The 26,799-nt window shown below is 71.3% G+C and carries 20 protein-coding genes and 2 pseudogenes; 13 read left to right on the top strand and 9 right to left on the bottom strand.

Annotated elements, in window-relative coordinates; genetic code table 11:
* The first annotated feature begins 12 nt into the window (after positions 1-12).
* Positions 13-831, top strand: coding sequence for a hypothetical protein (locus WBK31_RS40800; protein WP_364068980.1), 819 nt, complete (start codon positions 13-15; stop codon positions 829-831).
* A 124-nt stretch (positions 832-955) separates the two neighbouring features.
* Here the strand turns inward: WBK31_RS40800 and WBK31_RS40795 are convergent, their stop codons facing one another.
* The 3 genes from WBK31_RS40795 to fdxA form a co-directional block, all read right to left on the bottom strand.
* On the bottom strand, positions 956-1,615 hold the full coding sequence (locus tag WBK31_RS40795; protein WP_364068978.1) for a DUF4178 domain-containing protein: 660 nt from the start codon (positions 1,613-1,615) through the stop codon (positions 956-958).
* Between the two features lie 94 nt (positions 1,616-1,709).
* Positions 1,710-2,780: a succinyldiaminopimelate transaminase gene (gene dapC / locus WBK31_RS40790; protein WP_364068976.1), complete on the bottom strand. Its 1,071-nt coding sequence runs from the start codon at positions 2,778-2,780 to the stop codon at positions 1,710-1,712.
* Between the two features lie 90 nt (positions 2,781-2,870).
* A complete protein-coding gene (fdxA, locus tag WBK31_RS40785; protein ID WP_364068974.1) occupies positions 2,871-3,197 on the bottom strand; it encodes a ferredoxin in 327 nt (108 codons plus the stop codon).
* A gap of 174 nt (positions 3,198-3,371) precedes the next feature.
* On the opposite strand from fdxA, the gene WBK31_RS40780 reads away from it, so the two are divergent.
* From WBK31_RS40780 to WBK31_RS40745, 8 genes are all read left to right on the top strand, one after another.
* Positions 3,372-3,533, top strand: coding sequence for a hypothetical protein (locus tag WBK31_RS40780; RefSeq protein ID WP_378785181.1), 162 nt, complete (start codon positions 3,372-3,374; stop codon positions 3,531-3,533).
* A gap of 17 nt (positions 3,534-3,550) precedes the next feature.
* The gene (locus WBK31_RS40775; protein ID WP_364068972.1) at positions 3,551-4,633 is read left to right on the top strand and encodes an ABC transporter substrate-binding protein; all 1,083 of its coding nucleotides are present in this window, start codon (positions 3,551-3,553) and stop codon (positions 4,631-4,633) included.
* A gap of 102 nt (positions 4,634-4,735) precedes the next feature.
* Complete coding sequence (locus tag WBK31_RS40770) at positions 4,736-5,425, top strand: class I SAM-dependent methyltransferase (protein ID WP_378785183.1); 690 nt, start codon at positions 4,736-4,738, stop codon at positions 5,423-5,425.
* A gap of 231 nt (positions 5,426-5,656) precedes the next feature.
* Positions 5,657-7,930, top strand: coding sequence for a hypothetical protein (locus WBK31_RS40765; protein ID WP_406674129.1), 2,274 nt, complete (start codon positions 5,657-5,659; stop codon positions 7,928-7,930).
* Positions 7,931-7,934: 4 nt separating this feature from the next.
* Positions 7,935-9,767: a UvrD-helicase domain-containing protein gene (locus tag WBK31_RS40760; protein ID WP_406674128.1), complete on the top strand. Its 1,833-nt coding sequence runs from the start codon at positions 7,935-7,937 to the stop codon at positions 9,765-9,767.
* A gap of 48 nt (positions 9,768-9,815) precedes the next feature.
* A complete protein-coding gene (locus WBK31_RS40755) occupies positions 9,816-11,654 on the top strand; it encodes a sigma factor-like helix-turn-helix DNA-binding protein (RefSeq protein WP_364068964.1) in 1,839 nt (612 codons plus the stop codon).
* A 21-nt stretch (positions 11,655-11,675) separates the two neighbouring features.
* Positions 11,676-12,935, top strand: a complete 1,260-nt coding sequence (locus WBK31_RS40750; RefSeq protein ID WP_406674127.1) for a cysteine--tRNA ligase — start codon at positions 11,676-11,678, stop codon at positions 12,933-12,935.
* A 112-nt stretch (positions 12,936-13,047) separates the two neighbouring features.
* A complete protein-coding gene (locus tag WBK31_RS40745; RefSeq protein ID WP_364069130.1) occupies positions 13,048-15,546 on the top strand; it encodes a penicillin acylase family protein in 2,499 nt (832 codons plus the stop codon).
* 90 nt (positions 15,547-15,636) lie between these two features.
* Here WBK31_RS40745 and WBK31_RS40740 read toward each other — a convergent pair whose 3' ends face one another.
* Positions 15,637-16,062 carry a hypothetical protein gene (locus WBK31_RS40740; protein WP_364068960.1) on the bottom strand — a complete coding sequence of 142 codons (426 nt, stop codon included), beginning with the start codon at positions 16,060-16,062 and terminating at the stop codon, positions 15,637-15,639.
* Positions 16,063-16,263: 201 nt separating this feature from the next.
* Between WBK31_RS40740 and WBK31_RS40735 the strand changes: the two genes are divergently transcribed.
* On the top strand, positions 16,264-17,238 hold the full coding sequence (locus tag WBK31_RS40735) for a hypothetical protein (RefSeq protein ID WP_406674126.1): 975 nt from the start codon (positions 16,264-16,266) through the stop codon (positions 17,236-17,238).
* A gap of 119 nt (positions 17,239-17,357) precedes the next feature.
* On the opposite strand, the gene WBK31_RS40730 is transcribed toward WBK31_RS40735, so the two are convergent.
* Genes WBK31_RS40730 through mshB form a run of 3 tightly spaced genes read right to left on the bottom strand, consistent with a single transcriptional unit; the run spans position 17,358 to position 19,204 of the window.
* Positions 17,358-17,852, bottom strand: coding sequence for a flavin reductase family protein (locus WBK31_RS40730; RefSeq protein WP_364068956.1), 495 nt, complete (start codon positions 17,850-17,852; stop codon positions 17,358-17,360).
* 9 nt (positions 17,853-17,861) lie between these two features.
* Positions 17,862-18,287, bottom strand: a complete 426-nt coding sequence (locus tag WBK31_RS40725) for a DUF6113 family protein (RefSeq protein ID WP_364068954.1) — start codon at positions 18,285-18,287, stop codon at positions 17,862-17,864.
* A gap of 11 nt (positions 18,288-18,298) precedes the next feature.
* The gene (gene mshB, locus WBK31_RS40720) at positions 18,299-19,204 is read right to left on the bottom strand and encodes an N-acetyl-1-D-myo-inositol-2-amino-2-deoxy-alpha-D-glucopyranoside deacetylase (RefSeq protein ID WP_364068952.1); all 906 of its coding nucleotides are present in this window, start codon (positions 19,202-19,204) and stop codon (positions 18,299-18,301) included.
* 33 nt (positions 19,205-19,237) lie between these two features.
* Here mshB and WBK31_RS40715 point away from each other — a divergent pair, with 33 nt between their 5' ends.
* From WBK31_RS40715 to WBK31_RS40705, 3 genes are all read left to right on the top strand, one after another.
* A complete protein-coding gene (locus WBK31_RS40715) occupies positions 19,238-21,304 on the top strand; it encodes a prolyl oligopeptidase family serine peptidase (protein ID WP_406674125.1) in 2,067 nt (688 codons plus the stop codon).
* 331 nt (positions 21,305-21,635) lie between these two features.
* Positions 21,636-23,096 (top strand): alpha/beta fold hydrolase, encoded by a 1,461-nt coding sequence (locus WBK31_RS40710; protein WP_406674124.1) that lies wholly within the window; start codon positions 21,636-21,638, stop codon positions 23,094-23,096.
* 396 nt (positions 23,097-23,492) lie between these two features.
* The gene (locus WBK31_RS40705; protein ID WP_364068946.1) at positions 23,493-24,110 is read left to right on the top strand and encodes a VOC family protein; all 618 of its coding nucleotides are present in this window, start codon (positions 23,493-23,495) and stop codon (positions 24,108-24,110) included.
* Positions 24,111-24,228: 118 nt separating this feature from the next.
* Here WBK31_RS40705 and WBK31_RS40700 read toward each other — a convergent pair.
* A pseudogene (locus WBK31_RS40700) lies at positions 24,229-24,996 on the bottom strand (ABC transporter ATP-binding protein); the annotation flags it as partial.
* Between the two features lie 912 nt (positions 24,997-25,908).
* Positions 25,909-26,793: pseudogene (locus WBK31_RS40695) on the bottom strand (ABC transporter transmembrane domain-containing protein); the annotation flags it as partial.
* Between the last annotated feature and the right edge of the window lie 6 nt (positions 26,794-26,799).

Here is a 26,799-nt window from a genome sequence, read left to right as displayed (position 1 = left end):
AGGTTTTCCTGCGTGCGCCCGCGCTTCTCCCGTGCAGTCATCACCATCGCGATCATCGTTGCCGTGCTCGCCGTCGGCGTGTCCGTGGGCCTGTACCACCTGCTGAAGCGGACGCCCCGCCTCGCGGTGCAGGAGGAGCCGTTCTGCGTGGTCAAGACGCCTGAGGGGGTGCTGACGCTCTCCCCCGAGCAGGCGCAGATCTCCGCGACCATCGCGGCCGTGGCGGCGCGGCGGCGGCTGCCCGAGCGTGCCGTGGTCATCGCGTACGGCACCGCGCTGCAGGAGTCGAAGCTGCTCAACCTCGACTACGGCGACCGCGACTCGGTGGGCGTGTTCCAGCAGCGGCCCTCGCAGGGCTGGGGCACGAAGAAGCAGCTCCAGGACCCGGTCTACGCCACCAACAAGTTCTTCGCCGCGCTGGTCAAGGTGAAGGACTACCACAAGATGCCGCTGGCGGACGCGGCGCAGGCGGTGCAGCGGTCGGCGGGCGGCTACGCGTACGCGCCGCACGAGGGCGATGCGAAGATCCTCGCCGCCGCCTTCACCGGCCGGGTGCCGCGGGCCGTGGACTGCTGGTATCCGACCGACAAGACCCCCGCGCCGAAGCCGCGCACCGCCGCCGCGCGCAAACAGCTCGCCAGGGCCCTGGGCAGCACCGCGATCACCAGCAAGCGGCGCGGCTGGCTGGTGGCGGCCTGGTCGGTGGCCCACGCCGAGAAGTACGCGATCACCCGCGTCGGCTACAACGGCGCCACCTGGCTCAACGACATCGAGGCCGACGGCTGGCAGGACGGCGGCACGGCCGGTACCCGCCGCGTCGAGCTGTCGTGATGGTCGACACGCGCGGTCTGTCGTGACAGGTCAGGACGCGCACCCGCCTGTCGTGACAGGTCGGGGCGCGCGCCCTGTTCCGGGCGTGTTCGGAGTGATCAGGAGGCCCGAGCCGTCCCGGGGGTCAGGACGCGCGGCGGACGATCGAGATCGAGCCGGGCGGCAGCGGCTGGGCGTAGGCGGCGGTCCACGCGCGGCCCTGGATGCGCTCGAAAGACAGCAGCCGCCCGTCGGAGGCGCGGTAGTCGGCGAAGTCGAGCAGCCCCCGGTCGGGGTTTCCGGTGTCGCCCTCGCTCCTGAACGCCGCCGTGCCCCGCTCGATGGGGTGGAACTCCACGCCCTCCATGATCAGCGAGCTCTTGGCGGGGACCATGCCCTGGGTCGGCACATCGTTCCAGAGCTGCACCTCAAGGTGCGGCGGGTCGCCGGGACGCACCTCGACGGAGAGCCACTGCAGCCGCCGCGAGCTGTCGCGCAGCAGGAACTCCACCCACTGCTGGCCCTGCCAGGAGATGTGCATGGCGCCGAGCACGCGCGCGGGCGACCCGTGCACCTCGATCCGGTCGCCGACCTGGATCGTGCGAGGGTCGGTGTAGTCGGTGCCGGCTCGACCAGGGACGCTCACCGGCGCCGCCAGCGGGGCCTCGACTGAGGCGACCTCGGCCGGTGCGGCGGCGCTTGAGCGGCCCTTTCTGTCCTGCCGCAGGGTGGCCCAGAAGGCGCCAAGCAGCAGCAAGACGGTGGCGATGCTCAGCCCGAGAACGACCATGGAGGTCACGCTCATCGATCAGCTCGCTCCACTCGCGGTCTGCCTCGGCATAAGCCCTTATCAATTTATGCGCGCGAACCCGGCTCCCGCCGGGCTTCGCCGGGTGATCCTACTGGAGGCGGCGCACCGCCGCAGCGATCCGCTCATCGGTGGCCGTGAGCGCCACCCGGATGTGCCGCTCACCTGCCGATCCGTAGAACTCACCGGGCGCGACCAAAATGCCGATTTCGGAAAGCTTGCCGACCTGGTCCCAGGCGCTCTGGCCGTTCGTGGCCCAGAAGTACAGCCCGGCCGTCGAGTGGTCGATGGTCCAGCCGGCCTTCTCCAGCGCGGGCCGCAGCAGCTCGCGGCGGGCGGCGTAGCGCTCGCGCTGCCGGTCGGCGTGCTCGTCGTCGCCGAACGCGACCGTCATGGCGGCCTGTACGGGCTTCGGCATCAGCATGCCGGCGTGCTTGCGGATCTCCAGCAGCCGCTTGACCAGGGCGGGGTCGCCGGTCACGAACCCGGCGCGGTAGCCGGCCAGGTTGGAGCGCTTGGAGAGCGAGTGGACGGCGAGCAGCCCCTCGTGGGAGCCGCCGCAGACGTCGGGGTGCAGGATCGAGACGGGCCGCTCCTCCCAGCCGAGCTCGATGTAGCACTCGTCGGAGGCCACGACGGCGCCGCGCTCGCGGGCCCAGTCGACGACCTTGCGCAGGTGCTCGGCGGGCAGCACCCGGCCCGTGGGGTTGCCCGGGGAGTTGACCCAGATGAGATCGACCCGCTCGGGACCGAGCGCGAGCGTGCTGTCGGAGGCGATGCCCGTGGCTCCGGCGAGCCTGGCGCCCACGTCGTAGGTGGGGTAGGCCAGCTCGGGGAAGACCACCTTGCGGGCGCCCAGGTAAGAGGGCAGCCACGCGACGAACTCCTTGGTGCCGATCACCGGCAGCACGTCGCGCTGGTCGACGGTCACGCCATGCCTGCGCTCCAGCCACCCGGCCGCGGCCTCGCGCAGCTCCTTGGTGCCGTGGGTGAGCGGATAGCCGGGGCTGTTCGCGGACGCGATGAGCGCGTCCTGGACGATCTGCGGCACGGGGTCGACGGGCGTGCCGACCGAGAGGTCGACGATGCCGTCAGGGTGTGCCAGCGCGCGCTGCTTGTACGGCTCCAGCCGATCCCAAGGGAAGTCAGGCAGGTTGTTCACGGTTCTCCAGGGTGTTGCGTCGCCGTACGAGGCGCGCGCGTACGGGGCGCATCCGGCCGGATGCGCCCGTGCACGACGAGGAAACGATCGTCAGTGACCCTCGCCCTGCGGCGGCAGGGCGGCCACGATCGGGTGGTCCTTTTCGATCTTGCCGACCTTCGAGGCGCCGCCGGGCGAGCCCAGGTCCTCGAAGAAGTCCACGTTCGCCTTGTAGAAGTCCTTCCACTGCTCGGGAAGGTCGTCCTCATAGAAAATCGCCTCGACGGGGCACACAGGCTCGCACGCGCCGCAGTCCACGCACTCGTCGGGGTGGATGTAAAGCATGCGCTCGCCCTCGTAGATGCAATCGACGGGGCACTCCTCGATGCACGCCTTGTCCAGGACGTCCACGCAAGGCTGCGCGATGACGTAGGTCACCTCGAGCTCCTTCTTCTCCGCACCATGGCATGACTCTGACCGCGGTTTGCTACGCCCTAGTATTGCCGTGCTTGCTCGCTGGCCGAAACGGAGGGGGGCAAACTCGTGGCCGGACGCCTCGTCGTCGCCATCACAAGTCACGATATAGGCGCCCGGATCACTACCAGAAGGCGCGTGCCCGGCGGGTTTCGTGACGCGGTGGGCATCCTCGTGTCGTGGTCGGACGGGATTCTCAAGGTCCGCAAAAGGGATGGCACGGTGGTGGAGATCCCCGAGGAGACGCTGGTGGCAGCCAAGGTCGTACCGGCCGCGCCTCCTCGACCTGGGAGGATGTAGCGGTAAGTATTCAATCTGTGACCGTACGTACCTGCGCCGCCGCAGCAGCCATCCTCGCCAGCGCCGGATGCGGCGCGTCGTCCACCGACACCGCCACCACAGAGAACAAGAACCTGCCGCCCGTCAACGTCAAGGCCACCTCGCTGAAGTCGGGCTTCGGCACCATGGAGCGCCTCGTCGAGGCAGCGCAGCGCGAAGGCGAGCTCAACGTCATCGCCCTGCCCCGCGACTGGGTGAACTTCGGCGAGATCCTCGACACCTTCGCCGACAAGTACGACATCAAGATCAACGAACTCGAGCCCGCCGCGAACAGCAAGCGCGAGCTCGACGTCGCCACCCAGCTCAAACCCGACGTCTTCGACCTGACCATGGACATGGCGGTCTACGGGGCCGCCAAGTTCGCGCCGTACAAGGTGCAGGGCTGGCAGGACCTGCCCGACCACGTCAAGGACCCGTCGGGCGCCTGGTACGCCGCCTACGGCGGTTACATGTCGATCGGCTACGACCCGCGCGCGGTCAAGCCGCCGGCCTCCTTCGCCGACCTGCTCAAGCCCGGCTACCGCGTCGCGCTCGACGGCGACCCGCTGCGCTCGTCGGCGGCGTTCGGCGGCGTGATGGCGGCGTCGATGAGCTCCGGGTCCACCTCAGGAGCACCCAGGCCCGAGCAGGGCGTGGAGCTGTTCGCCAAGCTCAAGCAGGCCGGTCGGCTGACCGACATGTCCAAGGCCAACGTGGTCGTCTCGTGGGACCACCTCAACGCCGCGCGCAGCGCCCTGCAGGGCGACGCGTGGAAGGTCGTCATCCCCAAGGGGGCCGCGCTCGGCGGCTACCACGTGCAGGCGATCAACAAGGCGGCCCCGCATCCGGCCGCGGCCCGCCTCTGGCAGGAGTTCCTCTTCTCCGACGAGGGCCAGAACCTCCTGCAGAAGGGCTTCGCCCGCCCGGCGCGCGGCGAGGCGATGCTGATGAAGGGCACGCTCGACACCGAGCAGGCCGCCAAGCTGCCCAAGCCGCCCGGCCCGCCGGTGCTCATGACGATCCCGCAGACGGATGCGGCGAAGGCGTACCTGAAGAGGGAATGGACCAAGAGTGTGGGATGAGTCCCATGTGACTTGATATGTCGTAGGGACGATCAGGCTCTAAAGTGAACGGACAGCACGGCCACGGGGGCCCGATGTCTGACCGATTGTGAGCTGATCGTCTTGCGATACGACACGCCGAGCTTGGAGCGGTGGAACAGTCGTGCCTACGACAGCAGCTTCGGCTACGTCTCCACGCAGGGCGCGCCGCTTGTCGACCTGCTCGACCCGCGCCCCGGCGAGCGCGTGCTCGACCTCGGTTGCGGCACCGGGGTGCTGACCGCGCAGATCGCCTTCAGGGGCGCGGACGTCCTCGGCATCGACGGCTCGCCCGCGATGATCGAAAAGGCGCTCGCCCAATACCCGGGCATCAACTTCATCGTCGGCGACGGGCACGACTTCACGGTCGCGGACAAGTACGACGCGGTCTTCTCCAACGCCGCACTGCACTGGATGAGCCGCGACCCCCGCGCCGTCATCGCCAACGTCCGCGAGGCACTCATGCCTGGCGGACGTTTCGTCGCGGAAATGGGCGGAGCCGGCAATTGCGCCGAGCTGACCACCGCGATGCTGACCGCCTGGCGCGAATACGGCCTGCGCGAACCCGAGCTGCCGTGGTACTTTCCCACGCCTGCCGAGTACGCGCACCGCCTCGAACAAGAGGGGTTCGTCGTCAGGCTGCTGGAATACTTCGACCGTCCCACACCCCTCGACGAGTGCCCCGGCGGCGCCGCCGACTGGGTCCGCACATTCGCCGCGTCGGCGCTCGAAGGGCTTCCCCCAACATCGTGGAGCCCCTGCTCCGGCGCGTGAACGAACTCGCGGCGCCCGCACTCCGCAGGGAGACCGGCTGGATGGCCGACTACGTGCGTCTACGCTTTGCCGCCGTTCGGCGCTGATGCGTAGAGCATGATGCGTAGGGCTGTTTTGCCGGACTATGGTCTGTTCCGTGGGCGGCGAGATTATGGCTGCACCGCTGCGGCGGCGTGAGGGGCTGGTGAACGGAACGGGATGAATTTCTGCCTGAGCGACCTCGTACCACCGTTGAGGTGGAGCGACGCGTCGACGATCACGCTACTCACCGGGCAGCCGGATCTGCCGGACGCGTGGTGGCGCAGCCTGCCCATGCCCCGGGTGCTCGCGGCCATCGGCCCCGAGTCGCTGGGCGAGCTGCTGACGGAGATCGCCCTTGAGCACTGGCCCGCGGCTGCGGTCGGCGACGTGCTGCCCGCGCTGCACGTGCTGGATCCCGAAGAGGCCGACGAGCCCGCCGTCGCCATCGCGCTCGACCGGGCCGGCTCGTGGGCGGGGCTGCTCTCGCTGACCGTCCGCGAGCTGATGGATCAGCCCTTCATCCAGGCGCGGCCGGTGCTCAACACGCTGTTCTCCGCCGCGCTGCTCCGCTTCTCGCCCGTCAGGCCCGCCGACGACGAGGACGTGGACGTGGACGTGGTGCCCGCGGGGGCGGCGTCCGTGCCTGCCGTGATGCCGATGCCCGTGCCGGGCGCCGAGGCTCCGGCTCCCGCGCCCGCCGAGGCTCCCGAGCGCGCGGCCGCCGGCGTTCCCGCGCCGGAGGCCCGGCCCGAGCCGGTCGCCGGCGGCGCACCCGCACCCGAGCCGGTCGCCCATGAGGCGCAGATCCCGGCAGAGGCGCTTGCCGAGGACGCGGCCCCCTCCGTGGAGGCTGTTCCCGCCGTCGAGGCCGCGCACGAGGCCGAGGCGGCATCCGATGCGGCGCCCGAAGCGGTGCCCGATGCGTTGCCTGATGCGGTGCCCGATGCGGTGCCCGAGCAGGAGGCCGTTCCTGAGCAGGAGGCCGTCGCAGCGGCCGACGAGGCGTCCGCGGCAGACCGGGCCGAGGCAGACCGATTCGAGGCAGATCAGGCCGAGGTCGCCCAGGCCGAGGTCGCTCGCGACGCCGAGGAGCGTTCCGAGCAGGAGGCCGTCGCCGGGTCCGGCGAGGCCTTCGAGCCCGCCCAGGTCGAGGCGGCCCACGGCGCCGAGGGGCTCGCCGAGGAGGCGGCCGGGCCTCAGGAGGAGGCCGGATCCGAGCCAGAGCCCGAGCCCCAGGCGGCTGCGGGCGAGCCCGAGGAAGCGGCCGAGGCGGAGCCCGAGCCCGAGGTCGCGGCGGCGGGCGCCGGGCACGCCGGTTACGAGTTCACTCCCGAGGACCAGCACGGCGATGAGGAGCCCGCTCAGCCCGGCGGGCAGGAGCTGCCGCAGCTCATCGAGGCCGCCTTCGCCGGTCTCGACGACAAGAGCTGGGCGGTGGCGCAGAACCGCGTCTTCACCGACGAGCCGTCGGCGGCCGACCAGCTCGCCAAGCTCTTCGCGGTGCCCGAGGCCGAGATCATCTCCACGGAGATCGAGCTGCGCGCCAAGCTGGACCGGTGGCTGTCCAGCGACGAGGCGGCCCCGTTCCGTGCGCACCTGGACGAGCTGGTCAGGACGCTCGGCCAGGGCGCTCCCAAGGAGCAGGTGATCGCCGCGGCCGACTGGCATCGGGTGCAGATCCAGGCGCTTGACGTCCCCGCGTGGCAGGTCGTGATGACCGCGCTCGCGCCGCCACCGCCGCCTCCGGCCGTGCCGGAACCCCCGGCCGAGCCGCTGCCCAGGCGGAAGGCGCAGCGCCAGCAGCAGCCGTACCCGCAGCCGCCGGTGGAGCTGGTGCCGTCGGCCTTCGGCCCGGTGCACATGACGCCCGCCCCGCCGCCGGGGCCGCCGCAGTTCCAGGCGTTCACCCCGGTCGTCCCGCCGGCGGGCGATGCGAACGGTGTCGCGGGCGAGGGCGACAAGCCGTACCAGCCGCTGAAGGACGTCTCGCAGACGCGGCGCTGCTTCCGTCAGCCCGACGGCCGCTGGTGGCTGCGCATCGACGTGACGGCCGAGCAGCTCGCGGGCGGCGAGTGCGCGCTGCCCACGGGGTTCGCGTCGTACCTGGGGCTGTCCCCCGGCGAGAGCAAGACGGTCAGGAGCGCCGCGGGCGAGCTGACGATGTCCTGGCACGGCAGGCCGGTGCTGGAGTCGATCGAGCGGCTGCTGGTGGACGTGGGCGCCCGCGAGGGCGGCCACCTGTTCCTGACGCTGTCGGACGAGGGCGTGCTGCGCGCCAGGCACCTGCCCGCGGCCGCGGCGGGTGCCGAGAAGATCACCAAGGCGCTCCGGCTTGTCGGCTACACGGCTCCGGGCGGCACCAGGGAGCAGGCGGCCAGGGTGATCGCCACCCGCATCGGCATGCCCGGCCCCGTGTCCCTGCCCGACCTGCTCGACAGGCTCCGTGAGCGCGGGGACCGCGACCTGCTCGAACTGCTGGACTGAGCCGGTGCCGCGGCTCGCGATCGGCCCTGAGTTTCCCAGGGAGCTCAGCGCACTGGCCCCGCCGGTGCGCAGGGACGCCGTGGTCGCGCTGCGCCGGTTCCTGCTGAACGTGCCGGGCGCGCCGCATCCCGAGCGGGTGCGGGGCGCCAGGGACCCGCGGGTGGCGACCCTGCGCCTGGCGCAGGGCCACCGGGGCGTGGTGGTGCGGCAGCGGGACGTGTACTGGCTGCGTACCGTCCTGCCCGAGCCCGAGGCGTGGTCGTACGCCCGCCGCCACCGCTACGGCGTCAACCCGGTGCTCGGCGTCATCGAGGAGTGGGACGCCGAGGCCCTGGAACGGGTGGAGCCCGCGTTACGCCGCTCGATGCGCCCGTCCCGGCTGTTCGACGCCATCTGCGACGGCGACCTGCTCGGCCTCGGCCTGGACGCGCCGGCACTGCCGCTGTTCCGGCTGATCACGACCGAGGCCGACGTCACCGCGCTGGAGCCGCTGCTGCCGCCCACCCAGTACGCGCCGCTGGCGGTGCTGGCCAGAGGCGGCACGCTGGCCGAGGCGTGGCGCGAACTGGACACCCTGCGGCCGTCCGACGACGAGACCGGCCCGATCGACCCCGACGACCTGTACGCGGCGCTGCGGCGCAGCCCGGACCGCGCGGTGTTCGTGCCCGACAAGGTGGCGCTCGACCGGGTGCTGGAGGCGCCCGAGTGGTGCACGTTCCTGCGTCCCGCGCAGCACCGCCTGGCCAGGGCGGCGGGCTACGACCATCCCGTGCTGGTGATCGGCGGCGCGGGCACCGGCAAGACGGTCGTGGCCCTGCACCGGGCCGCTCACCTGGCCGGTCAGGGCAGGGGGCCGGTGCTGCTGGTGACGTTCTCGCAGAGCCTGGCCGAGGAGCTGTCGGCCCGCCTGGACCGGCTCATCGACGACGAGGTGGTCCGCAAGCGGATCGAGGTGGACAACGCCGAGCGGCTGGCGATCCGCATCGTGGCCGACGCAGAGGGCCGGCGTCCCGCGCTGGTGGGGCCGGGGTCGCGGTCGCTCGCGCAGATCACCGACGAGGCGCTGCGGGTGCTGTCGATCTCCACGGGCGACCTGCTCGACGACGTGGACCCGGGGCGCAAGCCGTACCGGCACGTGGTGGTGGACGAGGCGCAGGACATCAGCCCCGCGCAGTGGCGGCTGCTGCGCGCGGTGGTGCCGCGGGCGCGCGACGACCTGTTCATCGTGGGCGATCCGCACCAGCGGGTGACCGACACGCGGGTGGCGCTCGGCGCCGTCGGCATCCCCGCCGACCAGCACATGCTCGGGGTCTCACACCGGCTGTCGCGGGAGCTGCTGTCCTTCGTCGTACGGCTGCGCGGCGGCGGCCCCGCCCCCGGCCTGGTCAAGGGCGCCACCGTCATGTACGACTACACCGCGACCCACCACGGCGAGCGGCCGGTCGTCAGGGCGTACGAGTCGGAGGAGGCCGAGCTGGCCGGCCTGCGCACCACGGTCGAGTCGTGGCTGGCCGACGGCGTGCCGCCGGACGAGATCGCGGTCGGGGCGCGCGATCAGCGGCTGGTCCGCGCGGCCAAGCAGGCGCTCGACGGCCTGGACGTGCGGGCGCTGACCTTCCAGCACCTCAAGGGCCTCGAATTCGAGCGGGTGGCGCTGATCGGCGTGGCCGAGGGCGTGGTGCCGCGGCCGCTGCCGCAGGATCCGCCGCCCGATCCGTACGCGCGGGCTCGTGCGCTGGAGCGCGAACGGAGCATACTGTTCGTCGCTTGCACGCGTGCCCGTTCGATCCTCTATATCTCCCATTCCGGAAGGGGCAGCCCGTTTCTACCCCTCTGATCACATAGTCTGAACTGCGGATATATTCCCATTGCCGGTTGGACCTCAATGAACCTCAGCCTGAGCGACCTCGCTCCACCCCTGCGCTGGACCTCTCCTGGTCAGATCGCGCCGATCGTGGAGGAGCCCCAGCTGCCCGAGGCCTGGTGGCAGGCGATCCCGCTCGATCGGGCGTGCGCCATCATCGGCACGCAGACCGTGGCGGGCCACCTGGCCGACCTCGCCGCGGCCTGCTGGGGGCATCTCATGCTCGGCGACATCCTGCCCCTGCTGCGCTTCTCCGACCCCGCCGAGGCCGAGCGGACGCCGGAGGCCCTGGGCAGGGACGTGGTACAGAAGCTGTTCACCGGCGTCTTCGACCGGCTGCTCGAACCCGCGCCCGAGGCCGCGCCGTCCCGGCCGGACAAGCCGCTGCCCGACCTGATCGACGAGCTGTTCGGCGGGCTGGACGACCGGCAGCGGGCCATCGCCCGCGACCGGCTGTACGCCACCCGCAGGGTCACGCTCGACGAGCTGGCCCAGCGCTTCTCGGTCACCCGCGAGCGCATCCGGCAGATCGAACGCGACCTGCGCGAGCACGTGGACGCGTGGCTGGGCAAGCCCGAGGCCGCCGCGCTGGTCGCCCACGTCTCGTGGCTGCGCGGGCGGCTGGGCTCGGCGGTGCCGGCCGACGATCTCCAGGCGGCCGTGCCGTGGCACCGCGCCGAGCTGCGCTCGCTGGGCATCCCGGCCTGGCGCTTCGTCCGTACGCTGCTGACCGGCTACGAGGAGTCGGACGGCTGGCTGGTCGCGGGCGGCGCCGACGACCTGCGGGAGAAGACCCGCCAGCTCTTCGCCGACGGACCGCGCCCGTTGCCCGAGGCCATCGCCATGGTGTCGCAGCTCGGCGTGCGCGAGGACCTCGCCGAGCGGTGGATCCTGGCCGTGCCGCAGCTGCGCGTGCTCGGCCAGCACGTGGTGCCGTGGCCGCGCAGCATCAACGAGAAGGCCGAGGCGGTGCTGGCGGTGGCGGGCACGCCGCTGTCGCCTGAGGAGATCCAGGAGCGCATCGGCGAGGACTACAGCCTCGTCGGCATCCGCAACCAGCTCACCGCCGACGACCGGTTCCGCCGGGTCGACCGCAACAAGTACGGGCTCACGCGCTGGGGCGGCGACGAGTACCTCGGCATCCGCGAGATGATCGTCAGGGAGATCGAGCGGGCCGGCGGCGAGGCCCCGGTGAGCGCCATCGTGGCCAACCTGACCTCGCGCTACGACGTCAGCGAGAGCTCGGTGCGCGCCTACGCGGGCGGCCCGGGGTTCGAGCGGACGCAGCGCGGCTGGATCAGGGTCGCGGGCACGTCGCCGACCGGCGAGGTGGAGCCGTACCAGCCGCGCAAGGACGTCTCGGAGACGCGGCGCAGCTTCCGCTCCCGCGACGGCCGCTGGTGGCACCGGGTGGACATCAACGCCGAGCACCTGCGCGGCTCCGGCTCGCCGCTGCCGACCGGGTTCGCCGCCTACCTCGGGATGGCGCCCGGCGGGCAGCTCACGGCCTCCGCGCCGTCGGGCGACGTGGTGATCAGCTGGCACAACCAGCCGACCATGGGCTCGATCAGGAACGTGCTGCTGGAGTACAAGGCGAGCGAGGGCGACCACGTCTTCCTCACCGTCTCCGACGGCGGCGAGCTGCTGACCCGCTACCTGCCCGCCGCCCCTCCCGGCATGCCGCCCGTCAACCGGGCGCTCTACCTGCTCGGCTACACCGCGCCGGTCAGCTCCGAGATGGAGGGCCTGCGGCTCATCGGCGCCAGGATCGGGCTGTCCGACAACGCGACCCGCGAAGAGGTGATCGCCAGGCTGCGCGAGCGCGGCGACAGGGACATCCTCGGTTTCCTCGGCGTCTGACGGCCGGGCTAAGCTCGGGTGATGGTGCGGATCCACAACACGCGCTCCGGGCGGATCGAGGAGATCGCCGCCGGGCAGGCGCTGCGGATGTACGCGTGCGGGCCCGATGTCCGGCTCCGTGCGCACGTGGGCGATCTGCGTGCCTCCGTGCTGTCCGACCTCATCAGGCGGTTGCTGGAGCGGCGCAGGGTGCGGGTCGTGGCCTGCCAGGGCGTCAGTGACCTCGGCGTGCCGCCTGAGCTTGCGCGCGAGCGTGCGGAGGCGTTCGCGGCCGACGCCGCCGCGCTCAATGTCCGCCCTCCCGAGTACGCGCCCCGGGTCGGCGAGTCTGCCGAGCCGGTCATCGGGCTGATCGCCGCGCTTCTTGAGAAGGGGCACGCGTACGCGGCGGCCGATGGATCGGTGTTCTTCGACGTACGCGCTTTCCCTGCCTACGGGGAGCTCTCCGGTGGCAAGCCCGACCAGCACGCCCTCGCCGATGAGCGCAAGCGGTTCCCCGGCGACTGGGCGCTGTGGGAGCCCGCCGGCGGCGAGGCGGCCTGGCAGGCGCCGTGGGGGCGCGGCCTTCCTGGGCCGCACGTCGGCTGCTCGGCCCTGTCCCTGCGCTTCCTGGGCGCCAGGATCGACGTCCACACCGGCGGCGGCGACCTGCTCTTCCCCCACCATGAGAACGTGCGCGCCCAGTCCGACGCGGCCGCCGGGCACGAGGTGACGCGCCACTGGGCGCACGCCGGGCCCGTGCTGTTCGGCGGGTCCGCTTCTCCGCCGCTCTCCGAGGTGACCGAGGCCGGGCTCGACCCGCTCGCCGTGCGCATGGCGTTCCTGCAGCGCCGCTACCGCGAGCCGCTCGACCTGACGTGGGACGCGCTGCGCGCCGCCGACGGCCTGGTGCGCCGGTGGCGGGCCAGGGTGGCGGAGTGGTCGGAGTCGGTCAGCGCGCCCATGGCCACCGCGTACGCCGAGCGTGCCGAGTCCGCCTTCGCCGACGATCTCGACACCCCCGCCGCCCTGCGGGTGCTGCGCGAGCTGGAGCTGGACGCCTCGGTGGCCCCGGGTGCGAAGTTCGAGACGTTCCTGCACCTCGACTCCCTGCTGGGGCTCGACCTGTCGAGCGACATCGGCAAGCCGCACGTCCTGCCGCCGGGCGCCGGTGAGCTGCTGGCCGCGCGGGAGCGGGCCAAGGAGGCCGGTGACGCGGCGGCGGCCGACCGGCTGGGTGCGGAGCTTGCCGATCTCGGCGTTCGCGTGACCGACGCTCCCGAAGGTCAGATCTGGACCTGAGCACCGCTTTGACCTGCGACGATGTCGGCTCCGGGTCTGAGGAGTGATCGCGAACTGCCAAACTTGATGCCAGTTCGGCATGAAGGAGGTGGCGGTGAGGCCCTTTGCGTGGATGCCGTGGCCCCTGCGGTGGTTCGCTCGGGTGGTGATCGTCCTGCTGGCGCTTGCGGTGGTGCTGGCAGGGGTGTTCGTCTACACGGTGCGCAGGTCGTTCCCGCAAGTGGACGGGTCGTTACGGCTGCCCGGTTTGTCAGGAAGTGTGGAGATTTATCGCGATAAATCAGGAATCCCGCACATCTATGCCGACACCGCTGCCGACCTGTTCATGGCCCAGGGCTTCGTGCACGCCCAGGACCGCTTCTACGAGATGGACTTCCGCCGCCATCTGACCGCCGGCCGCCTGTCGGAGCTCTACGGCGAGGCCACCCTCGACAACGACAAGGCGCTGCGCACCATGGGCTGGCGCCGGGTCGCCGAACAGGAGCTGCCCGAGCTGGCCCAGGAGACGCGGGACTACCTGGCCGCGTACGCGAAGGGCGTCAACGCCTGGCTGTCCGCCAACCCGAACGCCTCCGACCGCAGCCTGGAGTACTCGCTGCTCAAGCTCCAAGGCAGCGGTGGCAAGCCGGAGAAGTGGACGCCGGTCGACTCGCTGGCGTGGCTGAAGGCCATGGCGTGGGACCTGCGCACCAACATGGAGGACGAGATCGACCGCGCGCTGGCGGCGACCAAGCTGCCCAGGGAGCGGGTCGAGCAGCTCTGGCCCGGCTACCCGTACGACCGGCACGCGCCGATCGTCAACGAGGGCGGCATCCGCCAGGGCCGCTTCGAGCAGCACCCCGAGCCGCCTCCCACGCAGCAGAACGCCACCAGGCGGGCGCTCGCGCAGGCCGCCAAGACGCTGTCGAACATCCCGAGCACGATGAGCTCCGGCGACCTCGCGGGCATCGGGTCGAACTCGTGGGTGATCTCCGGCGAGTACACCGCGAGCGGCAAGCCGCTCCTCGCCAACGACCCGCACCTGTCGCCGCAGATGCCGTCCGTCTGGTACCAGGCGGGGCTGCACTGCAGGAAGGTGAGCGAGGAGTGCCCGTACGACGTCACGGGGTTCACCTTCTCCGGCGTGCCCGGCGTGATCATCGGCCACACGGACAAGATCGCGTGGGGGTTCACCAACCTGGGGCCCGACGTGGCCGACCTCTTCCTCGAACAGGTCGAGGGCGACGCGTACCTGTACAAGGGCCAGCAGCTCCCGCTGGACGTCCGCGAGGAGAAGATCAAGGTCGCCGGCGGCAAGACGGTCACGCTGACCGTCAGGAGCACCGTGCACGGGCCGCTCATCAACGAGGTGATCCCGAGCGCGAAGCCGAGCGGCGAGGCCAACGCGGTGGCGCTGCAGTGGACCGCCCTGACGCCGGGACGGACGGCCGACGCCCTCTTCGCGCTCAACAGGGCGAAGGACTGGGACGAGTTCAAGGCCGCGGCCGCGCTGTTCGAGGTGCCCGCCCAGAACCTGATCTACGCCGACACCTCCGGCAAGATCGGGTATCAGGCGCCTGGGCGCATCCCCGTACGCGAGAACGGCGACGGCACCTGGCCCGTGCCCGGCTGGACCGGCGAGTACGACTGGAAGCCCGCGCCCATCCCGTACGACCAGCTCCCGAGCATCGAGGACCCGGCGGACGGCTTCATCGTCACCGCCAACAACGCCGTCATCGACCCCAGCCGCTACCAGCCCCTGCTCACCCAGGACTGGTCCTACGGCTACCGCTCCGAGCGCATCCGCACGCTCATCCGCGAGGCCATCAAGAAGGGCCCCATCGACGCGGCCACCATGGCCCGCATCCAGCAGGACACCCACAACGGCTTCGCCGACACGCTGGTGCCCGCCCTGCTGAAGGTGGACCTGGCCGGCCCCGCCGTACAGGCGAGGGACCTGCTGAAGTCGTGGGACCGGTCACAGAGCCTCGACTCGGCGGCCGCGGCCTACTTCAACGCCGTCTGGCGGCAGCTGCTCATCCTCACCTTCAACGACGACCTGCCGGAAGGGGCCAGGCCGACCGGCGGCGACCGCTGGTACGAGGTGGTCAGGCGGCTGCTCGACGCCCCCGACGACCCGTTCTGGGACGACGTGACCACGAAGAACTACACCGAGACCCGCGACGACATCCTGCGCCAGGCCATGGCCTCCGCGCACCAGGAGCTCGCCGACCGGCTCGGCGAGGACGTCAGGGCGTGGCGCTGGGGCGACCTGCACACGCTCGAACTCGTCAACGGCTCGCTCGGCACCTCCGGCATCGCGCCGATCGAGGCGCTGTTCAACCGGGGGCCGCTGAAGGTCCCGGGCGGTAAGGACGCGGTGAACGCGACCGGGTGGAACGTTCAGAACGGGTACGAGATCACGGCGGTGCCGTCGATGCGGATGGTCGTGGACCTGGCCGACCTGGACAAGTCGCAGTGGATCAACCTGACGGGGGCGTCGGGGCACGCGTACCACGAGAACTATTGGGACCAGGCGGAGGCATGGGCGCGCGGCGACCTGATGCCGATGTACTCGTCCGAGGCCGCCGTGAAGAAGGCCGCCGCCCACACCCTGAAGCTCAACCCCTGACCGGCTCTCCCGGGCCCCCGCTACGCAGCGGGGGCCGCCGCCGGGATCGCGCCGGCGCTCCAGCCGAGCCGCGCTCTTGACAAAATCGAGTCAACCCTGGCTGCCATTCCTCCTGCGCCACCACACCGCTTTGCGCGGATAACCGCCGTCGTCCAAATCGGCTGATCGTTCGAAGATGTTGTACGCCGCCGGATTACCGCAGACCATGACGGACACCAGCATGGCCAGCAGATAGAGCGGCAGCATGGGCAGCCCGAGGCACCAGGCCCACTGCGTCGCATGCCGGCCTTCATGCAGGACAAGCCGCTCACTGAGTGCGTTTCTCCTGGTCAGGACCACATTTCCAACGGTGAAGGCCGCGGCGGCGGGAAAGCGGTAGCGGTAGCCGAAGGCCAGGATGAGCCCGTTCGGGCCGGGTCGCCTGGTCGCGCCGCCGATGACGGCGATCAGCAATCCGAGTGGCGTAGAAAGATTCACATAGTTCGCCACACGCCGGAACCGGAAGCGTCCGTCCATGCGTCTCAGTCTTGACCAAGGTTGACAAGTCGGACCAACGAGACCCGTCCTGAAATCTCCCACAAGAGCAGGATTATGAGATTCTCAATCCTGGGCGCACTTCTCGGCACCGTCGCACTGGCAGGAGCCGGTGGAGTCGCAATCACCCAGACATCGTCGTCCGAACCCCTCCAACTCACTGGTAACCCCTCCCGACAGCGTGTGGCCTTAGCCGTAGACCCCACGACGGCAGACCCCACGGCCTCACCGCCCGCGACGCCTCCCACGGCGTCCACCACGACGTCGCCGCCGCCCGCCGAGACCCTGACCCCGGCCCCCACCCCGACGGAGAGCCCCACGAGCGGGGAGTTCACCGCCGAGACGAAGGTGGTCAAGCGAAGGGGTGTCTCCTATCTGAACGTCTCGGTCACCCATGAGAGCGCGGCCTTCTTCAACATCAAGCAGCGGGTGTGCAAGAGACGGTCGTGCAAGACGGCCGGCGTCGACCTGATCGTGGTCGGCGGCCAGGGCACCGCCAAGGCCCGGCTGGGCCGGGGCACGTACAGGAAGCGCGGGGAGCCGACCGTCATCGTGGCGCCGCTGCCCACCGTCACCGTACGCGAGACCGTCACCGTGACCGAACCCGGGCCCACCGTGACCGTCACCTGTCAGCCGTACGTGGAGCCCACGGAGTCCGTCCCGCCCTCCGACCCGGCGGAGACGCCCGCTCCCACGGAGTCCGTCCCGCCCTCCGACCCGGCGGAGACGCCCGCTCCCACGGTCTCCACGCCTCCGACGGACGGGACCACCCCCACGGAGACCCCGACTCCGGCCCCGACGCAGACTCCTGCGGAAACGCCTCCGGACACCCCCACGGACACGGCGGCCCCGTCGCCTTCCGTGCCGGTCCTCCCGACCGAGACGCCCACCGGCGTCCCGACGGAGACCCCGTCCGAGACCCCGTCCGAGACCCCGTCCGAGACCCCCTCCGAGACCCCGACGGACACGATCCCGACCTGCCCGCCGCCGTCGGAGCCTCCGGCGGAGCAGCCGACGGAGGAACCGACACAGGAACCGACGGAGGAACCGACCCCGACGGAAACCAGCGTCCCCACGGAGACCCCGACATCGACGGAGACTCCGACCGAGAGCACGGCGCCCGATCCGTCCCAGACGGGGAGCGTCCCGGTTCAGTAACGCCCCGCACGGGGTCACTCGGCTCATCGCCGGGACACCTCATCGCACAGTGAACGGGCCAGGCCGGCAGCGCCTGGCCCGTCACACGTCCGCATCCTCCGTCCGGCGCGGGCCGAACGTCACAGCGACTTGTAGCGGCCCTCGTGGTACAGCAGGGGCGCGGCGCCCGACGGGGTGCCGAGCGCCGTCACACCGCCCACCACGATCGAGTGGTCACCGCCATCGTGCACCGCCGTGGTCGTGCACTCCAGGGTGGCGATGGCGTCGTCGAAGAGCGCGACGCCCGACTCGCCCCGGTGGTGGGCCCAGGTGGCGAGCTGTCCGTTGAGCGGCCGGCCGCGGTGGGCGAAGAAGCGGGAGGCGTCCTCCATGGTGGCCGGCAGCACCGAGACGCCCCACACCCCGGCCTCCAGCACGGCGTCGTGGAAGCGCGCGATCTTCTCCGCGCAGAAGAGCACAAGCAGGGGATCGAGCGAGACGGAGGTGAAGGAGTTGATCGTCATCGCGTGATCGGCATCGCCACGCCTGGTCGTGACGATCGCGACTCCGGTGGCGAAGCGGCCGACGACCTTACGGAAAGTTGCAGGGTCTACGTGCCGCTCTGTGGAATGCACTCAGATACTTTATGCCTTTAGGTCTGGTTCTTTAACGGGGTACCCCCGCAAAAGCCACGAACCGCCTCCTGACGAGGGCGAAAGCAGATAAGCCGCGACAAGGCTCACCAAACCGCCGTACAGGTAGACGTAACCCGGAGTGCCGGCGGCGATCACCAGGTCGCCCGAGCCCAGCTCCAGCGTGAACGGCATCGTCACCAGCAGCCACCCGAGCGCCGTCGCCATGGCCCCGAGCCGCGCGCTCATCAGCTTGCCCGCGCCCAGGCTCACCCCGAACAGCGCCAGCACCCACAGCACGGCCGCGCCGGGCACCGGCCCGACCTGCCACTCCGGATGCGTGAACCCGCCCACGACCGCCATGACGACGCCGAGCACGAACAGCATGCCGTACGCGGCGCCGCCGAGCGCCGATTCGGCTTGGCTGCGATGTTCCATGTCGAACGAGGTTAGTGGATGCCCGCGAACAGATCGTTCTCGCGGTTGTGCGGCTCACCGAGGCCCCCGGCCTCGACCGGCGGTCCCGGCACCGAGGGACCCGGGACGCCGATGGCCAGCCTGTAGTGCTCGACGCCGAGGATCTCCTGGCCGATGTCGTTGGACAGGGCGTACCACGGCGGGCGGACGGTGATCTGGGTGGCGTGGGCGCGCATGGCCTCGATCTTGTTGCCGATCCAGGGCCGCGCGTCGATCTCGGTGGTGACCTCCTCGTCGGCGCAGCCGAACGGCATGTCGTCGACGTCCTCGATGAGGAAGCCGGTGTCGGCCTCGCGCAGCGCCTCCGTGCCGCGCCGCAGGATCGATCGGGGGACGGCGGTGTGGTAGAACTTCGCGATCTGCCACGGCTCGCCCTCGCCGTAGCCGGGCTTCGCCGCCAGCTCGAACGCCCTGCGCGAAACCCGGTGCGCCTGGATGTGGTCGGGGTGACCGTAGAAGCCGTTGTCGTCGTACGTGACCAGGACCTGGGGGCGTACCTCGCGGATGACCTTGACCAGCTCCCCCGCCGCCTCGTCGAGGTCGGCGCGCCAGAACGCCCTCGGGTGGTCGTTGGAGGCGACGCCCATCATGCCCGAGTCGCGCCAGCGGCCGGGCCCGCCGAGGAAGCGGTGGTCCTCCACGCCGAGCGCCTGGCAGGCGGCGGCCAGCTCGCCGACGCGGTACGGCCCGAGCGCGTCGTCACGATCGGCCGCCAGGTGCGCGAGATCGCCGGGGATGATCTCCCCCTCCTCGCCGAGCGTGCACGTCACGAGCGTCACGTGGGCGCCCTCCGCGACGTACTTCGCGATGGTGGCGCCGGTGCCGATCGACTCGTCGTCCGGATGAGCGTGCACCAGCAGCAGCCGTCGGTCAGTCATGGTCACGAGCGTAGCAATGGCAGGATTGAGGCCATGAGCGAGAGCTTCCCGCGCCTGAATGCCAGGACCCGCCGCTTCACGCTGGGCGTTCCCAGAGGCTTCACGATCTCCCCGGACGGCGGCCGGGTGGTGTTCCTGCGTACGAAGACGGGCACCGATCCGGTGACCTGTCTGTGGGAGCTCGACACCGAGACCCACGTCGAGCGCCTGGTCGTCGACCCGCGCGAGCTGCACGGCGAGGACGAGGAGAACCTTCCGCCGGAGGAGCGGGCAAGGCGCGAGCGCAGCAGGGAGGCGGCGGGCGGCATCGTCGCGTACGCCACCGACTTCCACGTGAGCAAGGTCTGCTTCGCGCTGTCCGGGCAGCTCTATGTGGCGGAGCTGGCCGGCGGGCGGACGCGCAGGCTGGAGACGCCAGGGGCGGTCATCGACCCCCGCCTGTCCCCCGACGGGCGGCATGTCGCCTATGTGACGGGCGGCGCGCTGCGCGTCCAGGACCTCGCGTCCGGCCATGACCGCGCGCTGGCCGAGCCGGAGTCGCCGACGGTGACGTACGGGCTGGCCGAGTTCATCGCCGCCGAGGAGATGGACAGGATGCGCGGCTTCTGGTGGTCGCCGCAGAGCGACGCGCTGCTGGTCGAGCGCGCCGACGAGGCGCCCGTCCAGGTGTGGCACATCGCCGACCCGGCCAACCCCGACCGTCCCGCGACCGCCCAGCGCTATCCCGCCGCCGGCACGCCCAACGCGATCACCGAGCTCTACGTGCTGGGGCTCGACGGCTCGCGGGTGGGGGTGCCATACGAGGAGGAGTACCTCGCCAACGCGGCCTGGGACGCCCACGCGCTGTCGATCGTCACGCTGACCCGCGACCAGCGCACGATGCGGCTGTTCGAGGTCGATCCGGCCAGCGGCGCCAAGACGCTCGTCCGCGAGGACACCGACCCCGCCTGGGTCGACATCGTGCCCGGCGTGCCCGCCCACCTCGACGACGGCTCCCTGGTGTGGGTGGCCAACTCCGAGGGCGGCCACCGGCTGTTCGTCGGCGACCGCGCCGTCACGCCGCCGACCCTCCAGGTGCGCGCCGTGCTCGACGTCGATCACGACAGCGTGCTGTTCACCGCGAGCGGCGACCCCACCGAGATCCAGCTCTGGACGTGGGACGGCCACTCGCTGCTGCCCGTCTCGACCCGGTCCGGGGTGTTCTCCGGACGCATGGCGGGCGGTGTCGGCGTGCTGACCGAGCAGAGCCTCGACGCCGAAGGGGTCTCCACGACGGTCGTACGCCGCGACGGGATGGCCGTACCGATCCCGTCCTTCGCCGAGCCTCCGGGCCTCGACCTGCGGGTCTCCATCGGCCGTTCCGGCCAGCGCGAGCTGGCCACCGCCGTGGTGCTGCCCTCCTGGCACGAGCCGGGCTCGCGCAAGCTGCCCGTGCTGATGGACCCGTACGGCGGCCCGCACGCCCAGCGGGTGCTCAACCGGCGGGCCTCGTACCTGGAGAGCCAGTGGTTCGCCGAGCAGGGCTTCGCCGTCATCGTCGCCGACGGCCGCGGCACCCCCGGGCGAGGCGTCGACTTCGAGCGCGCCGTGCTCAACGACCTCGCCACCCCCGCGCTCGAGGACCAGATCGACGCGCTGCAGGGCGTCGCCGAGCAGTACCCCGACGACCTCGACCTGTCGCGGGTCGCCATCCGCGGCTGGTCGTTCGGCGGCTTCCTGGCGGCGCTCGCCGTCCTGCGCCGCCCCGACGTCTTCCACGCCGCCGTGGCGGGCGCGCCGGTGACCGACTGGCGGCTGTACGACACCTGCTACACCGAGCGCTACCTCGGCGACCCCAACGAACAGCCGGAGGTCTACGAGAAGTCGTCGCTGTTCGCCGACGCGGCCAAGCTCGAACGCCCCCTCCTCCTCATCCACGGCCTGGCCGACGACAACGTCGTGTCCGCCCACACGCTGCGCCTGTCCTCCGCGCTGCTGGCGGCCGGGCGGCAGCACAGCGTGCTGCCGCTGTCGGGGGTGACGCACATGACGCCGCAGGAGGTCGTGGCGGAGAACCTGCTGCTGTTGCAGGTGGACTTCCTGAAGAAGGCGCTGGGCTAGCGGTCTTCACGCGGAAGGCCGGGCGGGATTCGTGTCCCGCCCGGCCTTTTTCGCGTACGGGGACGAGGGAAGGCGGGACGTGCGGCGTGGCGTACGGCGGGCTGACGGGCGATGCGGCGTACGGCGGACTAACGAGCGATGCGGCGTACGGCGGACTAACGGGCAGTGCGGCGTACGGCGGACTGACGGGCGATGCGGCGTATGGCGGGCTGAACGGCGGAGGGACGGCAGGCGGACTGGGGTCTGTCGAACCCAGGTCGTACAACAGGCCCCTGAAAACCAAACCCTGGTCCGACGCGAACCCGGCCCCGGCTCCGGCATCGTGATCGCCATGCTGAAGCCCCTGACCGTGGCCTTGACCCTGCTCACCACGCCCTTCCACCAGCCCGCCACCACCTTGCAGCAACCCTCGACCGCCGCAGAGGCACAAGCTTCCGGGGCGACCACGATCGGCTCCCGGTCGTCGCTTAACTGGCGACCCTGCCCGCAGAGCGGCGAGACGGGCGGCGGGGGCACGGAGATGGACTGCGCCGACCTAGAGGTGCCGGTCGACTGGCGGAAACCCGAGGGGCGGAAGATCACCCTCAAGGTGGGCAGGCTCAAGGCCACCGGCCCGTCGAAAGGCCAGGTTCTGGTGGCGTACGGCGGTCCGGGAGCCCCGGGCATCGCCATGACGCGTTCGCTCGCCGACTGGTGGACGAAGCTCCGCCGCCACATGGACGTCATCACGTGGGACACCCGCGGCTACGGCGAGCAGTTCGGGGGCCTGAGCACTGGCCTGCCCTGCTCGTGGACCCGCATCCCCATCGCCGCCGTGCCGCGCGACGACGCCGACTTCGGCCGCCTGTCCGACACCAACCGCGGCTACGCCGAAGCCTGCCGGCTCAAAGACCCTGAGCTGTTCGCCAACATGAGCTCGGCCGACCACGCCAGGGACATGGAGGCGATCAGGAAGGCCCTGGGCGCGGACAAGCTCAACTTCTACGGCGCCTCCTACGCAGGCTTCTACGGCCAGGCGTACGCCCGCCTCTTTCCTGACCGCGTCCGCACGATGGTCCTCGACGGCACGCTCAACCACAGCGCCGCCGACTGGACTCGCGAGCTGGAGGCGACGGCGAAGTCCAACGAGCAGTCCATGCGGCGCTTCTTCACGTGGTGCGCCGCGAACGGCTGTGGGGACGTACGAGCCCTCTGGCGCAAGCTGATCGCCCGCGCCGACCGCTCCCCCGTCCCCACCGGCACGGCGAACGTCGCCTACCGGGCCATCGACCTCCAGTCCTTCGCCCTCGGCCTCGCCCGCCAGGGTGAGACCGCCTGGCCCAAGCTCGCCGAGGCCATCCGCAAGGCCGCCAAGGGCGACGCCTCGGGCTTCGTCCCCGCCAAGGGCGCCCGCTACCCCGACCAGGCCACCCCGGTCACCGAGTGCACCGACTGGCCTCGCCCCGCCACCCGCAAAGAGCTGATGACCACTCTGGCCAGGCTCCGCAAGCTCGCGCCCAACACGGGGGCCGCCAACACCCCGGCCTCGGCCACCCTCAACTGCATCGGCTGGCCCGTCCCGGTGACCAATCCGCCGACCACCTTGCCTAAGGGCCTGCCGCCGCTGCTCGGTGCGGGCGCCTGGCACGAGTCGGACTCGGCGCAGCGCGTGCTCTCCCAGGTCCCCGGCAGCGTCGTCATCCGCCACGACGGCCCCGGCCACACCCTCTACGGCACCAACGCCTGCGCCCGCGACCACATCGACACGTACCTGACCACCCGCGCCCTCCCCTCCAAGACCACGACGTGCTGACCGCGGCGAGAACCACGAGGTTCCCCCCCGTCGAGCACGAGGCGCTGACCCCGGAGACCAAGACGCCACTCGGACAACCGAGAAGCCGCGCGGACGCCGAGAACCCACCCGGGCAAACAAGAAGCCGCCCGCACGACCAAGAAACCACCCGGACAAACGAGAAGCCGCCCGCACGGCCAAGAAACCACCCGGATAAGCGAAAAGCTGACCGGACGACCGGGAAGCCAGCAGGACGACCGAGAAGCACCAAAGAGGAACAGAACCCCAACCCGACACAACCACCCAGCAACAGCGCCGCTGATGACACCCGATCCCCTGATGACGCCCGGATCCCTGCCGGATCCCTGATGGCACCCCGGTCCCCGACACACCATCAAGGGATGTTGGAATGCAGACATGACGCTGGATCACCTTGTCTACGCCACTCCCAACCTCGACACCACCGTGGCCGAGATCGAGCAGCAGCTCGACGTACAGATGGTGGAGGGCGGGCGGCATCCAGGGCTCGGCACCCGCAACCGGCTGCTCGGCCTGGGCGGCAGGGCGTACCTGGAGATCATCGGCCCGGATCCGGAGCAGGAGCCGCCGACCGGGCCGCGTCCGTTCGGCATCGACACGCTCACCATGGCACGGCTGGTGACGTGGGCGGCGGCGGTGACGGACATCGACGCGGCGGTCGCCCGTGCCCGCGAGCGGGGCTACGACCCCGGCGACCCCCAGGACATGTCCCGCCACACGCCCTCCGGCGAGCTGCTGAGCTGGCGGCTCACCCCACCGTCCAAGGCGGGCCTGGTGCCCTTCCTCATCGACTGGGGCGCCACCCGCCATCCCACGGAGACGGGCCTGCCGACGGTCGAGCTGACGTCGTTCCGCGCCCGCCATCCCGACCCCGAGGCGATACGCCGCGACCTTTCGGCCCTGGACGTCCACCTCGACCTCGACCTCGACCACGGCACCACCCCCACCCTCACCGCCGTCCTGAGAACCGACCGCGGCTCCCTCACCCTCACCTGACCCAGCACCCGGGCCCGACCCCGTTCCGTCCACGGGTGACCTTGCAGGCAGCGCGGAACTCCCCAGGTTGGTCTCGACCGCCTACCTGCAGGCGGACCGTCCGGGACCGAGGACCGAATCAGGACTCAGTGCTGGGGTTGGAGTTGGGGTTGCCGTGCCAGCTGCGCCAGAGTGCCGCGTACGAGCCGCCCGCCGCGACCAGTTCGTCGTGCGAGCCCAGCTCCGTGATCCGGCCGTCCTCGACAACCGCCACCCGGTCGGCGTCGTGGGCGGTATAGAGGCGGTGGGCGATGGCGATGACCGTGCGGCCTTCCAGGACGGCGGCCAAGGAACGTTCGAGGTCGCGGGCGGCCCGGGGGTCGATGAGGGAGGTGGCCTCGTCCAGGACGAGGGTGTGCGGGTCGGCGAGTACGAGCCGGGCCAGGGCTAGCTGCTGGGCCTGAGCTGGTGACACGGCGTGGCCGCCGGAGCCGACCTCGGTGTCCAGGCCGTCGGGCAGGCCCAGCACCCAGTCGAGGGCGTCCACGGCCTTGAGCGCCGCGACGACCGCGGAGTCCGCGGCGTCCGGGCGGGCGATGATGAGGTTGTCGCGGATGGTGCCCTTGAACACGTGGTGTTCCTGGGTGACGAGGGCGACCTGGCCGCGCAGCTCGTCGAGCGGCAGCTCCACCAGCGGCACGCCGCCGACGGTGACGGACCCGGTGCGGGGGCCGTGGATGCCGGCCAGCAGCCGTCCGAGCGTGGACTTACCCGCCCCCGACGGCCCTACCACGGCCAGCCGCTCCCCCGGCCGGACGGTCAGGGACACGCCGTGCAGCACGTCGTGCCCTTCCCGGTAGGCGTACCGGACGTCGGAAGCGCGCAACACGTTCTCGTCGGATTCCGGCTCACCGAGACCACTCTCGCCCGACGCGCCGCCGGGCTCGTCCGCCGACCGCCCGCCGGCAGCCGCCATCACGTGTCCGTCCAGAGTGCAGTCCTGCTCGCCTGCCGACTGTCCGGCTGAAGCCTCAGGTTCGCCGGAGGCGGTCGCCGCTCGGTCAGCCGTGGCAGCGGCCGCAACATCAGCGGAGGCGAGGGCGGGGACTGTGCTGCTCGAGGCGGTCGCCGGGCTCGTGGCGGCGGTCACAGCACCGGTGGCAGCGGCCGCAGAACCAGCGGAGGCGAGGGCGGGGACTGTGCTGCTCGAGGCGGTCGCCGGGCTCGTGGCGGCGGTCACAGCACCGGTGGCAGCGGCCGCAGAACCAGCGGAGGCGAGGGCGGGGACTGTGCTGCTCGAGGCGGTCGCCGAACTCGTGGCGGCGGTCACAGCACCGGTGGCAGCGGCCGCAGCGCTGGTGGCAGACGTCCGGTCGGCGGCGGCTGCGGCCGGGGGCGCACCGACAGCAGAAGTGTCGTCGGGGGCGGAAACGGGACCGGCGCCGATGCTGCCGAGCGCGGCCGACACACCAGTGGCGGTGTCGTGCGAGGCTGTCGCCGATCCGGCTGCGATGCCCGCGCCAGCGGCCGAGGACGTGGAGCTGCCGGTTGCAGGCGTCGGACCGGTGGCGACGGTCGCTGCGTCGGCAGCGGTGCTGGCGGCCGGGGTGGTCGTCCCCACGCCGGCGGCAAGAGCCGCAACCGAGCCAGTCGCCCCAACTCCGGCGGTGGGGGTTGTGGCAGGGCCAGCGGACGAAGTGATCGATGCTTTGGGGTGGCGGTCATTCGGGACGTTGGAGACGCCCAGGAGGCGGGCCATCGACGCGCCGCCCACCTGGAGTTCGTCGATCCACATCAGGAACCGGTCGAGCGGGTCGATGAGCTGCTGGGCGTAGAGGGCGGCGGTGGTGACCTGCGACAGGGTCACCCAATCGCTGGTGTAGAAGAGGCCGCCGACGAGGAGGGCGGCGACGACGGGGATGACGTAGCCGAGCTCGACGGCGGGATACCAGGTGGTGCGCAGGCCGAGCGTGTAGCGTTCGGCGGCGTACGAGCGGGCGATGTCGCGGTCGGTACGCACCCGCAGGCGCTCGCGCAGGCCGAGCGCTTCGACGGCCCTGGCGCCTTCGATGGTCTCGGCGAGCCCTTCGGTGATGTCGGCGTAGGCGGCGTTCTCGCGCAGGTAGCCGTCGCGGGCGCGGGCGAGGTACCAGCGGGTGGCGATGTAGAGGATGGGCCCGGCGGCCAGCATGGGGAGCATGAGCAGCGGGCTGACGAGCAGCAGCGCGCCGACCGTGATCACGAACGTGACCATGGCGATGAGGGTCTCGGGCACGGCATGGCGCACGGTGCGCGACAGGGCGTCGACGTCGCGGGAAGTGCGGGTGATGAGATCGCCGGATCCGGCGCGTTCGACGGTGGACAGGGGCAGGGAGAGCACCCGGTCCACGAACTCCTCGCGCAGCTCGGCGAGCACCTTCTCGCCGAGTTTGGCGGAGGCGAGCACGGCATACCGTACGAGGACGCCCTGGAGCAGCAGGAACGCGCCGATGGCGGCGGCGACGAGCGGTACGTTGACGGCGACGCCGTACTGGACGTTCTGCACCAGCTCGCCGAGCTGCCACGGGGCGAGCAGGCCCGCGACGGCGGCCAGGCCGTGCAAGAGGAGGGCGACGCCGAGCTCGCGCGGGTATTTGAGGGTGAGCCGCCTGGCGTAGGCGCGCACCTGTTCGCGGTCGGCGACCGGCAGGATCTCGCGTGCCATGGGTGT

Origin of the sequence: Nonomuraea sp. N2-4H, assembly GCF_045291505.1 — a bacterium.
GTDB classification, from domain to species: domain Bacteria; phylum Actinomycetota; class Actinomycetes; order Streptosporangiales; family Streptosporangiaceae; genus Nonomuraea; species Nonomuraea fastidiosa.
Note: the sequence above shows the minus strand (reverse complement) of the source record. Positions and strands in the feature narration are given on the sequence as shown.